An 11907-nucleotide genomic window follows, 5' to 3' on the forward strand; every position below is an offset into this window, starting at 1 on the left:
CCAATTATTTCAGGTATTCACCGCTGCGCAGCGCTTCAATACGTTTGTCCAACGGCGGGTGAGTCATAAACAGCTCACTCAACGATTTGGATTTACCGTTGATGCAGAACGCCATCATGCTGGTCGCTTCCTGCGGCTCATAGCTGGTTTTCAGGCGCTGTAGCGCGGCGATCATTTTTTCACGACCCACCAGTTTCGCTGAGCCTGCATCCGCATGGAATTCACGATGACGTGAGAACCACATCGTAATAATGCTCGCCAGAATACCAAATACCAGCTCCAGTACCGTCGCTACCGCAAAGTAGATTAATGGGTTACCGTTGCTACCCTCTCCCTCATCGCGGTTGCCGCCCATAAACCCAGCGGCAATCTGCGCCAGAATACGTGAGATAAAGATAACGAAAGTGTTCACCACACCCTGAATTAACGTCATGGTAACCATATCGCCATTAGCAATGTGGCTGATCTCATGTGCGATAACCGCTTCGGCTTCATCCGGACTCATGTTTTGCAACAGGCCAGTACTTACAGCCACCAGCGAGGCATCCCGGCGCGCACCGGTAGCAAACGCGTTAATATCTGGCGCATGGTAGATTGCAACCTGCGGCATAGCGATCCCGGCCTGGCGGGCCTGGTTCGCGACTGTATTCATCAGCCAGCGTTCTCTTTCATTGCGAGGCTGTTCGATCACTTCCCCGCCAACGGACTTTAACGCCATCCATTTGGACATCAGCAGCGAAATGAAGGAACCACCAAAACCAAACAGCAGTGCCATGATCAACAAGCCTTGAACGCTGCTTGACTGAATCCCTGTCAGGCTCAATACCAGCCCGAAAACGACCATCACAGCCAGGTTCGTCAGCAGGAAGAGCGCGATTCGCATCATAATTTTCTTTTAACCTCAATTTAACAAAACGCACTATGCGATTACCCATATCGTATGGGTCTTATGACTATTTTCAAGCATCCATAGGTGCTAAGTCACCAGAAAGACACAACTTTACATTTTATCGTATCAGACTGACGTCTTCATGCACTTGTTAAAAAAACAGGCACAATTTCTTGTGCCTGTTCGAGGTTATTGACTGGTTGCGGGCTGTTCCGCTGGCTTTTCTTTTTCAAGATGCGCCAGGTCGAGCGCGATTTTTACCGTTTCATCCAGGTATGGATCCGGTTCCTGGTAATCCTTCGGTAGATCGTCCAGTTTCTTCAGCAGCGGTTTGCCTTCACGCTTGAACCGATCGTTAATACGCGCCAGACGCATTGCGTCATCTTCGTTATTCTCTTTTTCACGCTGAGCGTAATTCAGAGAAGCGATGTTGCGCTTATCCTTCATCGCATTGAAACGCGCAATGTCCTTCATGATGTACTGGAACTCAGGATCGTTCGCAATACGTGCATTGTGCTCTTTCAGCAATTCAGGTCCGAACGGCGTCAGATTATCTGACTTGGTGTAGGTCGCCGCATCAATGCTGTCCCACGGCAGCGCGTTATCTTCAAACTTCTCGCCGGTTTCAGTTTCTTCATTACCTGTCGGCATGATGATATCTGGCGTAACACCCTTACGCTGCGTGCTGCCACCGTTTACGCGGTAGAATTTCTGGATCGTGTACTGAACAGAACCCAGCGCTGGCCATTCCGGACGCAGCATCTGATCGTAAATACGGTTCAGGGAGCGATACTGCTGAACGGTGCCTTTACCGAAGGTTGGTTCACCAACGATCAGCGCTCGGCCATAATCCTGCATTGCCGCAGCGAAAATCTCTGATGCTGAGGCGCTGAAGCGATCGACCAATACCACCAGCGGGCCTTTGTAGTACACAACGCCGTCGGTATCGCTGTCTTCACGCACTTTACCGTTATTGTCACGAACCTGAACCACCGGGCCGGATGGAATGAACAGACCGGAAAGCGAAACCGCTTCAGTCAGTGCTCCACCGCCGTTGGTACGCAGATCGATGATGATGCTGCTGACGTTCTGTTTTTCCAGTTTCTGCAGCTGGACTTTGACATCATCAGTCAGGCCAACATAGAAACCAGGAATATCCAGTACGCCGACTTTTTCTTTGCCAACGGTTTTCACGGACATTTTAACGGCACGGTCTTCGAGACGGATACGTTCACGCGTTAGCGTCACGGTGCGCGTCTTGGTACCTTTACCGGCAGGCAGAATTTCAAGGCGCACCTTGCTGCCTTTAGGTCCTTTGATCAGTGCTACGACATCATCCAGACGCCAGCCAATCACATCGACCATGCCCTTGCCCGTCTGCCCGACGCCGACAATACGATCGCCAACGCTGATCGCTTTGCTCTTGGCTGCCGGACCACCTGCCACCATGGAGTTAATGACGGTGTAGTCATCATCCATCTGCAGAACCGCGCCAATACCTTCCAAAGACAAGCTCATTTCAGTATTGAACTGCTCGGTATTGCGCGGAGAGAGATAGTTAGTATGCGGGTCGATTTCACGGGCGAACGCTGTCATCGCCAGTGAGAACACATCTTCGCTGTTGGTCTGCGCCAGACGGCGAATCGCAAATTTGTAGCGGCGCGTCAGCGTTTCGCGGATTTCCGCATCGGTTTTACCGGTCAGCTTCAGGCTGAGTTCGTCAAATTTAACCTTGCCGTCCCACAGCGCATTAAGCTCTGCTTCGCTCTTCGGCCACGGCGCTTTGCTTCGGTCGAGGTTAAAGGTGTCGTTACCGGTGAAATCCATTGGACGTGCCAGTACGCTTAATGCGTACTGATAACGTTCAAATCGGCGTTTTTGCGCCAGATTATAGAGATCGTAAAAGACATCCAGCTTGCCGGTGCGTAGTTCATCGCCGAGGACCGTTTTCTTTTTTGCATACTGTTCGATATCGCTAGCCAGCAGCACGTTGTGGCTGTAGTCGAGCAAATTCAAATAGCGGTCAAAAATTTTTGCCGAAAACGCCTGATCCAGATCGAACTGGCGATAGTGTGATCGCGTAAAACGCGACGTCACACGTTCGCTTACCGTCGCATGCTGGGTTTCTTCCTTTAAAACGGGGATTTGATCGGCACGCGTGATGTCTTCCACAGCAAGTGCCTGGCCTGCTAATGCAAGCAGACCAGCTAACGCAGTAAGCCTAAAAAAAGTGTTCATGCCAGGCCTGGCCTCCGTTTCAGAACACCAGGTGTTCTGCGCGTACAATCAAAGACATACCCGAATTCAGCTGTACACGGACGCCATCTTTGGTGATTTCTAATACGGTGGCATCCATCGCATTATTTCCTGCTTTCACCTTCAGAGACTGCCCTACCGTCAGTACTGAAATATCAGATACCGGGGTATGCTGTTCTTCGCGAGGAGCACGCGGTGCTTTTGCTGCTGGTTTTTCAGCGCGAGGTTTACGCTCAGCACCTTCTTTACGACGCGGTGCAGGACGCGGCTTACGCTCGCGACGCGGGGCGTCTTCTTTTTCACCGGCGGCAGCGGCCGCTTCGCGTTTTTTCGCCTGTTGCTCTGCGCGTTGCGCCTGAACACGGGCTTTAGCTTCTTCCAGCTGTTTGCGAGCATGTTCAACATGTTGTTCATCCAGCTCACCACAAGGGTTGCCGTCGAGATCAACACGCGTTGCACCCAATTTAACGCCATACAGATAGCGCCAGCTTGAAGTATAGAGACGTAAGGCAGAACGGAGCTGAGTCTTGCTGAGGTTCATTTCACCCTCAACACGCTCTACCAGATCCTGAAAAATGCCAATTTTCAGTGGGCGCGCTTCGCCTTCCGCACTAAAACACTGCGGGAAGCGTTCGGCCAGAAACGCGATGACTTCTTTACTGCTATTCAACTTAGGTTGATTTTCCATGAAATTTCCTGATTACAACGGACGTAGCCAACAAGCGCAGGCATGAACAGGCGACATTATAATGACGTCATCAGTAATTGCTACGTTATCCGTTGATTATCCTGCGACGCGCGCAAAGAATTTTTTGTAATCCGTCGTTGCAAGCACGGTTTCAAGCTGTGCCACAAGCGTACGCAGACCTTGTTCATCTTCTTCAGTAAAGCGGCCAAATGCCGTGCTATCAATATCCAGCACGCCGATTATCTGATTGTCGACAGCGATCGGCAGGACGATTTCAGCGTTGCTGGCGGCATCGCAGGCGATGTGCCCATCAAAAGCATGTACGTCCTCAATACGCTGAACCTGGTTTTGCGCCACTGCGGTACCGCACACACCGCGTCCTACCGGGATCCGCACGCAGGCAATTTTGCCCTGGAAGGGACCAAGCACCAGCGTATCGCCCTCAAGCAGGTAAAAACCGGCCCAATTCACTTCTGCAAGACGCCCGTACAACAATGCGCTGGTATTCGCCAGCGTTGCCAGAAAACTGGTTTCACCTGCCATCAATGCCTGAAAATCACGGTTCAGATCCGTGTATAGCTCTATTTTGTTCATTATATAATCACTTAGTTGTCTTACTTAAAACTGCAGCCTACTAAAATAAACATTAAATGCGTTAATGCTCAAGATCATTCCCGTCATGAGTTAAGATAACATTACTTCAACAATTTGATTCGCGATACATGGCCTTAACGACACCACGCATCACGCCAACTAAAAAAATAGCCATCAGGTCCATCGGTGAGGCACTACCTCGTGCACATTATCATCGCTGTCCTGAATGTGACCTGATATTTAGCTTGCCTAAAATGCGTTCGCACCAAAGTGCCTTTTGCCCACGCTGCCAGGCAAAAATTCGTGACGGACGCGACTGGTCGTTAACGCGACTGGCGGCAATGGCTTTCACCATGTTGCTGCTGATGCCCTTTGCCTGGGGAGAGCCACTCCTGCACATCTATTTATTAGGTGTGCGCATTGATGCCAATGTGATGCAAGGCATCTGGCAAATGACCCGACAAGGTGATCCCCTCACCGCCTCCTTCGTGCTTTTTTGCGTCGCTGGTGCGCCACTAATTCTCGTGACCTCAATCGCTTATCTGTGGTTTGGTAATATTCTCGGGATGAACCTGCGCCCGGTGCTGCTGATGCTGGAAAGGCTCAAAGAGTGGGTGATGCTCGATATTTACCTGGTGGGTATCGGCGTCGCATCAATCAAGGTTCAGGACTATGCTTTTTTGCAGCCTGGCGTGGGGCTGTTTGCTTTTATTGCGCTGGTGATCCTCAGTATTTTGACGCTGTCACATCTTAACGTTGAGCAGCTTTGGGACCGTTTCTACCCGCAAAGACCGGCTCGTCGGCCCGATGAAAAGCTCCGCGTCTGCCTCGGCTGCCATTTTACAGGTTATCCGGATGCCCGCGGTCGCTGCCCTCGCTGCCATATCCCGTTGCGCTGGCGCAGAAATCAAAGTATCCAAAAGTGTTGGGCGGCACTGCTGGCCTCGATTGTCCTGCTTTTGCCCGCTAACCTGCTGCCCATCTCGATAATTTATGTCAACGGCGGCCGACAGGAAGACACAATTCTGTCAGGCATAATCTCTTTGGCAAACAGTAATGTCGGCGTAGCGGCGATCGTGTTTATCGCCAGTATATTAGTGCCATTCACCAAAGTGATTGTGATGTTTACGTTGCTATTCAGCATCCACTTTAATTGTGAACAAGGGTTGCGCACCCGTATAAAACTACTGCGTATGGTGACCTGGATTGGCCGCTGGTCAATGCTCGATCTCTTTGTTATCGCGTTAACCATGTCGCTGATAAATCGCGATCAGATACTTGCTTTTACTATGGGACCGGCTGCGTTTTATTTCGGCGCAGCGGTAATATTGACTATTCTTGCTGTGGAATGGCTGGACAGCCGCTTACTTTGGGATGCACATGAGTCAGGAAACGCCCGCTTCGCAGACTGAAGCGCAGATTAAAACAAAACGCCGTATCTCCCCGTTCTGGCTGCTGCCGTTCATCGCGCTGATGATCGCGGGATGGCTTATCTGGGGAAGCTATGAAGATCGCGGCAATACCGTGACCATTGACTTTATGTCTGCGGACGGCATTGTGCCAGGCCGTACTCCCGTTCGCTATCAGGGCGTTGAAGTGGGCACGGTACAGGATATCAACCTCAGCGAAGATCTACGCAAAATTGAAGTCCGCGTCAGCATCAAATCGAGCATGAAAGATGCTCTGCGCAAAGATACCCAGTTCTGGCTGGTCACGCCGAAGGCGTCGCTGGCTGGGGTTTCTGGTCTGGATGCGTTGGTTGGCGGCAACTATATCGGCATGATGCCCGGTACTGGCGAGGCCGAGGATCATTTCGTCGCCCTCGACACCCAGCCCAAGTATCGTCTGGATAATGGCGATTTAATGCTGCATCTGCGCGCCCCTGATCTCGGATCGCTTAATAGCGGTTCACTGGTTTATTTCCGTAAGATTCCGGTGGGCAGGGTCTATGACTACACCATCAACCCGAACCATCAGGGCGTAACCATCGATGTATTGATTGAACGTCGCTTCACCAATCTGGTGAAAAAAGGCAGCCGCTTCTGGAACGTCTCCGGTGTAAATGCGGATGTCAGCCTTAGCGGTGCGAAGGTAAAACTGGAGAGTCTGGCGGCGCTGGTCAACGGTGCCATTGCTTTTGATTCACCCGAAGACTCAAAACCTGCTGCGGCAGACGACACGTTTGGTCTATATCAGGATCTCGCGCACAGCCAGCGTGGAGTAATCGTCAAGCTTGATTTACCCAGCGGAGATGGACTCAAAGCAGGCTCAACATCGCTGATGTATCAAGGATTAGAAGTCGGTCAGCTCACAAAACTGGATTTAAACCCAGGCGGTAAAGTCACCGGCGAAATGACGGTCGATCCCAGCGTCGTAACGCTGCTGCGTGACAACACACGCATTGAGTTACACAGCCCTAAATTATCGTTAAGCGATGTGAATCTCAGTTCGCTGCTAACAGGTAAAACTTTCGAGCTGGTACCTGGCGAAGGCGAGCCTCGTAACCAGTTTGTCGTTATTCCCGCTGAGAAGTCGTTGTTACACGACCCAGGCGTCATGACGTTTACGCTGACCGCGCCGGAGAGTTACGGTATTGATGCTGGCCAGCCGCTAATTCTTCACGGCGTACAGGTCGGTCAGGTAATTGAGCGTACGCTTTCCAGCAAAGGCGTCTCATTTACCGTTGCTGTTGAACCACAGCATCGTGACCTGGTGCAGGGTGACAGTAAGTTCGTGGTGAACAGCCGCGTGGATGTCAAAGTCGGACTTGATGGCGTGGAGTTCCTTGGCGCCAGCGCCAGTGAGTGGCTCAGCGGCGGCATTCGTATTTTGCCCGGTACTAAGGGTGAAATGAAAAAAAGCTACCCGCTTTACGCTAACCTGGAGAAAGCGATTGAAAACAGCCTGAGCGATCTGCCAACCACTACGGTCAGCCTGAGCGCCGAAACGCTACCTGATGTGCAGGCCGGTTCGGTGGTGCTTTACCGCAAATTCGAGGTCGGTGAAGTGATTAGCGTTCGTCCTCGCGCCGATGCGTTTGATATCGATCTGCATATCAAACCGGAATATCGCAACCTGTTGACCAGCAACAGCGTGTTCTGGGCCGAAGGCGGAGCAAAAGTTCAGCTTAACGGCAGCGGATTAACCGTACAGGCATCGCCCCTTTCACGCGCGCTTAAAGGGGCGATTAGCTTCGATAATTTAAGCGGTGCCAGCGCCAGCCAACGTAAAGGGGACAAGCGTATTCTGTATGCTTCGGAAACCGCCGCGCGTGCGGTCGGCGGCCAGATAACGCTGCATGCGTTCGATGCCGGTAAACTCGCTGCTGGCATGCCAATTCGCTACCTGGGAATCGATATCGGACAGATCCAGACGCTTGAGCTGATCACCGCCCGTAACGAAGTTCAGGCAAAAGCGGTTCTGTACCCGGAATACGTACAAACCTTTGCGCGAAGCGGTACCCGTTTCTCCGTGATCACCCCGCAAATTTCGGCAGCGGGCGTGGAGCATCTGGATACAATCCTGCAGCCGTATATCAACGTTGAACCAGGACGCGGTAATCCGCGCCGTGATTTTGAGCTACAGGAAGCCACCATTACCGACTCTCGTTACCTCGATGGTCTGAGTATTGTGGTTGAAGCACCAGAAGCAGGTTCGCTGAATATCGGAACCCCGGTGTTGTTCAGAGGTATTGAAGTGGGGACCGTCACCGGGCTGACGCTGGGCTCGCTTTCCGATCGTGTGATGGTTGCCATGCGCATTAGCCAACGCTATCAGCATCTGGTACGCAACAACTCCGTGTTCTGGCTGGCATCCGGCTACAATCTCGACTTCGGCCTGACCGGCGGTGTCGTGAAGACCGGTACCTTCAATCAGTTCATCCGCGGCGGCATCGCCTTCGCGACTCCACCAGGTACACCGCTGGCTCCGAAAGCACAGGCCGGTAAACACTTCCTGTTGCTGGAAAGCGAACCAAAAGAGTGGCGTGAATGGGGAACCGCCCTGCCACGTTAATCTCTCCACTTGCTCCGGCGTACTCGCGCCGGAGCACTTATGCTACACTGCGCACCTGTTTTTTTGCCGGTGGTACCAAGTGGCTTATTTTCCCGACGCCTTTCTGACTCAAATGCGTGAAGCAATGCCTTCCACGCTCTCATTCGATGAATTTCTTGCTGCCTGTCAGCGCCCGTTGCGCCGCAGCATTCGCGTCAATACGCTGAAAATCTCCGTTGCCGATTTCCTCGCGCTGACAGCACCTTACAACTGGTCTCTCACCCCGGTTCCCTGGTGTGCTGAAGGCTTTTGGATCGAGCGCGATGATGAAGAGTCAGTGCCGCTCGGCAGCACCGCAGAACATTTAAGCGGCCTGTTTTATATTCAGGAAGCCAGTTCAATGCTGCCAGTCGCAGCACTGTTCGCCGAAGGCAATACCCCGGAACGCGTAATGGATGTTGCGGCAGCCCCCGGCTCCAAAACCACGCAAATTGCCGCAAAAATGAATAATCGAGGCGCCATTCTGGCGAATGAGTTTTCTGCCAGTCGCGTCAAAGTCCTGCATGCCAATATCAGCCGTTGCGGGATAGCCAACGTCGCCCTGACCCATTTTGACGGACGCGTATTTGGCGCTGCGTTGCCGGAATCATTTGATGCCATATTGCTCGACGCACCGTGTTCCGGTGAAGGCGTGGTGCGTAAAGACCCCGATGCGCTAAAAAACTGGTCTGTAGAAAGTAATCTGGAAATTGCCGCAACCCAGCGCGAACTGCTCGACAGCGCCTTCCACGCCCTGCGTCCCGGTGGCACATTGGTTTACTCGACCTGTACGCTTAATCGTGACGAAAATGAAAATATCATGCAGTGGTTGATTGAGACCTACCCTGATGCCGTCGAGTTTTTACCTCTGGACGATTTATTTCCGCAGGCCGAACGCGCCCTGACGCCGGAAGGATTCCTGCATGTATTCCCGCAGATTTACGATTGCGAAGGTTTCTTCGTTGCGCGTTTGCGCAAAACAGCTGCAATCCCTGCACTACCTGCGCCGAAGTACAAAGTCGGTAACTTCCCGTTTAGCCCGCTTAAAGGACGCGAATCTGCGCTTGTCACGCAAGCCGCGAGCGCTTGTGGACTGCAGTGGGAAGATAATTTGCGCCTGTGGCAGCGCGATAAAGAGATCTGGCTGTTCCCGACTGAAATTGAACCTCTGATTGGCAAGGTTCGCTTTTCTCGACTCGGGATCAAACTGGCCGAAACCCACAATAAAGGGTATCGCTGGCAGCATGAGGCCGTTATCGCCCTCGCCGACCCGAACCACAGCCATGCATTCGAACTGACCCTTGCCGAAGCGGAAGAGTGGTATCGCGGTAGAGATGTCTACCCGCAAACCGCACCGACGAGTGACGACGTACTGGTTACGTTCCAGCATCAGCCGATCGGTCTGGCAAAACGCATTGGATCGCGACTGAAGAATAGTTACCCGCGCGATCTTGTCCGGGATGGCAAACTGTTTACGGGATAACGCACGTTTTTACTGGCGCTTTTGCTAACGTTGACTACGCTGAAAAATGGACGGCCTAACTGGTCGTACCACAACCAGCAAATTAACGGAGAGCACGATGATGAAAACCAGTGTGCGCATTGGCGCTTTTGAAATCGACGACGCCGAGTTACATGGCGAATCGCCGGGGGACCGAACGTTAACCATTCCGTGTAAATCCGATCCGGATTTATGTATGCAACTGGATGCCTGGGATGCCGACACCAGCGTCCCGGCCCTGTTGAACGGAGAACATTCAGTACTATTTCGCGAACACTACGATCGTAAGTCAGATGCCTGGATCATGCGCCTTGCCTGATTCAAAAAGAACCCGTCGCCAGACGGGTTATTTCTTGGTTAGTTTCCCTCATCTATCAACATCTTCTACACTACAGGTATGGCTTTACCATTTGAGGATGGAATGTTCACGCTGGTTCTTTTTGTGTGCTATCTGGATGGCGGTTGTGAAGATATCGTGGTTGATGTCTACAAAACTGAGCAGCAGTGCCTGATATCGATGGACGATCAACGAATTCGTAACGGCGGATGTTTACCTGCGGACGACTACATCGACAGTTTCTGGCATCCGGCCCAGGAATACAGCGATTTTTGATTATTGCAGTTGTACCAGCGTTAACTCGCCGCCGAATACAGCACCGGTATCAATATAGTGTAGATTCTCGCGATCCAGCCGATGGCGCAACGGCGTGTGGCCAAACCAGAAGTGATCCGCGCCGTGAATCCCACAACCGTTGCGCATCAGCCTCGAGCGGTCCCACAGCACGCGCTGTAAATCGATCTCTTTTAGCCACTGATAATCATCATCCGGGTAATCGGCATGAGCAATAACGTGTATACCGTTCTGACAATGCAGTTCCAGAATCCAGGGTAACTGCCAACACGCTTCAAGAGCAAATTTCGCTGCCGGTTGCTCCGCCTGCTCGAACCACGAGCCTCCATTCATAAACCACATGAATTGATCCCCCGTCGCCAGCGCGTCCAGCGCCATCTGTTCATGGTTCCCCCTGACCGCGACAATCCAGCGTTTACGCAGTAGTTTCAGACAACGCAAACTGTCTGGTCCACGGTCGATAACATCCCCCACTGAAACCAGCAAATCCTGCCAGGGATCAAAACGGTACTGGCGAAGTTTAGCCATCAGCATCGAGAAGCATCCGTGGATATCCCCAACCACCCAAACGTGGCGCCACTGCGTACCGTCGATTCGTTGATAGATATTGCCAGGTCGTCCCATGTCGCCTCCAGAATACAAGGGTACCTGGTTATAATTTTAGCAATGATGGTAAAAAAGCCTGGACGATCGTGGGCAGGAGTATGGTATGGTTTATGGAGAATGCAGCATGCGATACGCCGTGTTTTGCCCTGGATGGCATCGCATTCGCCACATAAAAAGAGACCGAATACGATTCCTGTTTACAAATCAAAACGTAATAACCTATAAACTTCAATAGGTTAACACCAAAAACCCACTAAAAAACACCTACTGATACTTACTATTGCACCCATTCAAGATCAATCAGTTGCTATTGGTTTCGTGGCGTCGTCGGGAAAAGTTCGGGATCGCATTGTTCCAGCGTCTACCCATTTTTAAGAATTCATCAATTCACAAAATCATCATTCCGGTTTACCTTACAAACTCCTTTTTAAATCATTGCCGGTGCGCACCACTTTTTCTTCCTGCCCTATACTTTCAGTCTGACATATGGCTGGAGGTTTCTATGTGTGGACGTTTTTCACAGTCGATGACGCGTGAAGACTATCTCGCCCTTCTCGCTGAAGAAATCGAACGAGACATTCCATATGACCCTGCACCGATCGGGCGATTCAACGTGGCGCCAGGCACCAAAGTTCTGCTTCTGAGCGAACGTGACGAGAAACTCCATCTTGATCCAGTTATCTGGGGATACGCCCCCGAGTGGTGGGATA

General features: G+C 51.8%; 11 protein-coding genes. 6 read left to right on the top strand and 5 right to left on the bottom strand.

Annotated features, from left to right (window positions below; translation table 11 throughout):
* Nucleotides 1-4: 4 nt before the first annotated feature.
* From htpX to FDW94_RS07110, 4 genes are all read right to left on the bottom strand, one after another.
* Nucleotides 5-886: a protease HtpX gene (gene htpX, locus FDW94_RS07095; RefSeq protein WP_003034964.1), complete on the bottom strand. Its 882-nt coding sequence runs from the start codon at nucleotides 884-886 to the stop codon at nucleotides 5-7.
* Nucleotides 887-1078: 192 nt separating this feature from the next.
* Nucleotides 1079-3127 carry a carboxy terminal-processing peptidase gene (gene prc / locus FDW94_RS07100; protein ID WP_048235216.1) on the bottom strand — a complete coding sequence of 683 codons (2049 nt, stop codon included), beginning with the start codon at nucleotides 3125-3127 and terminating at the stop codon, nucleotides 1079-1081.
* Nucleotides 3128-3146: 19 nt separating this feature from the next.
* The gene (gene proQ, locus FDW94_RS07105; protein WP_003833781.1) at nucleotides 3147-3833 is read right to left on the bottom strand and encodes an RNA chaperone ProQ; all 687 of its coding nucleotides are present in this window, start codon (nucleotides 3831-3833) and stop codon (nucleotides 3147-3149) included.
* Nucleotides 3834-3929: 96 nt separating this feature from the next.
* Complete coding sequence (locus FDW94_RS07110) at nucleotides 3930-4427, bottom strand: GAF domain-containing protein (protein ID WP_137377355.1); 498 nt, start codon at nucleotides 4425-4427, stop codon at nucleotides 3930-3932.
* Between the two features lie 128 nt (nucleotides 4428-4555).
* Here FDW94_RS07110 and yebS point away from each other — a divergent pair, with 128 nt between their 5' ends.
* From yebS to FDW94_RS07135, 5 genes are all read left to right on the top strand, one after another.
* Complete coding sequence (yebS, locus tag FDW94_RS07115) at nucleotides 4556-5839, top strand: membrane integrity lipid transport subunit YebS (RefSeq protein ID WP_032943765.1); 1284 nt, start codon at nucleotides 4556-4558, stop codon at nucleotides 5837-5839.
* Nucleotides 5808-8441, top strand: a complete 2634-nt coding sequence (locus tag FDW94_RS07120) for a PqiB family protein (protein ID WP_032943766.1) — start codon at nucleotides 5808-5810, stop codon at nucleotides 8439-8441. Before yebS ends, FDW94_RS07120 begins: the two co-directional genes overlap by 32 nt.
* A 79-nt stretch (nucleotides 8442-8520) precedes the next feature.
* Nucleotides 8521-9942 (top strand): 16S rRNA (cytosine(1407)-C(5))-methyltransferase RsmF, encoded by a 1422-nt coding sequence (gene rsmF, locus FDW94_RS07125; protein WP_008785038.1) that lies wholly within the window; start codon nucleotides 8521-8523, stop codon nucleotides 9940-9942.
* A 100-nt stretch (nucleotides 9943-10042) separates the two neighbouring features.
* Nucleotides 10043-10279 (top strand): YebV family protein, encoded by a 237-nt coding sequence (locus tag FDW94_RS07130; protein WP_029139506.1) that lies wholly within the window; start codon nucleotides 10043-10045, stop codon nucleotides 10277-10279.
* 102 nt (nucleotides 10280-10381) lie between these two features.
* Entirely contained in the window at nucleotides 10382-10573 is a 192-nt protein-coding gene (locus FDW94_RS07135) for a YebW family protein (protein WP_003034941.1), read from the top strand.
* Here FDW94_RS07135 and pphA read toward each other — a convergent pair whose 3' ends face one another.
* Nucleotides 10574-11215 (bottom strand): protein-serine/threonine phosphatase, encoded by a 642-nt coding sequence (gene pphA, locus FDW94_RS07140; protein WP_111465450.1) that lies wholly within the window; start codon nucleotides 11213-11215, stop codon nucleotides 10574-10576. It lies immediately after the preceding gene.
* A 484-nt stretch (nucleotides 11216-11699) separates the two neighbouring features.
* Here pphA and FDW94_RS07145 point away from each other — a divergent pair.
* On the top strand, nucleotides 11700-11907 hold a 208-nt coding region (locus FDW94_RS07145; RefSeq protein ID WP_170974223.1), incomplete at its 3' end, for an SOS response-associated peptidase family protein.

Origin of the sequence: Citrobacter sp. wls757, from assembly GCF_005280935.1 — a bacterium.
In the GTDB taxonomy this organism is placed as follows: Bacteria; Pseudomonadota; Gammaproteobacteria; order Enterobacterales; family Enterobacteriaceae; genus Citrobacter; species Citrobacter portucalensis.

Bases quoted from the DNA above. Each gene is read 5' to 3' on its own strand.
- prc (WP_048235216.1), bottom strand. From the start codon at position 3,127: ATGAACACTTTTTTTAGGCTTACTGCGTTAGCTGGTCTGCTTGCATTA.
- FDW94_RS07135 (WP_003034941.1), top strand. From the start codon at position 10,382: ATGTTCACGCTGGTTCTTTTTGTGTGCTATCTGGATGGCGGTTGTGAA.
- yebS (WP_032943765.1), top strand. From the start codon at position 4,556: ATGGCCTTAACGACACCACGCATCACGCCAACTAAAAAAATAGCCATC.
- proQ (WP_003833781.1), bottom strand. From the start codon at position 3,833: ATGGAAAATCAACCTAAGTTGAATAGCAGTAAAGAAGTCATCGCGTTT.
- htpX (WP_003034964.1), bottom strand. From the start codon at position 886: ATGATGCGAATCGCGCTCTTCCTGCTGACGAACCTGGCTGTGATGGTC.
- FDW94_RS07130 (WP_029139506.1), top strand. From the start codon at position 10,043: ATGAAAACCAGTGTGCGCATTGGCGCTTTTGAAATCGACGACGCCGAG.
- FDW94_RS07110 (WP_137377355.1), bottom strand. From the start codon at position 4,427: ATGAACAAAATAGAGCTATACACGGATCTGAACCGTGATTTTCAGGCA.
- pphA (WP_111465450.1), bottom strand. From the start codon at position 11,215: ATGGGACGACCTGGCAATATCTATCAACGAATCGACGGTACGCAGTGG.
- FDW94_RS07120 (WP_032943766.1), top strand. From the start codon at position 5,808: ATGAGTCAGGAAACGCCCGCTTCGCAGACTGAAGCGCAGATTAAAACA.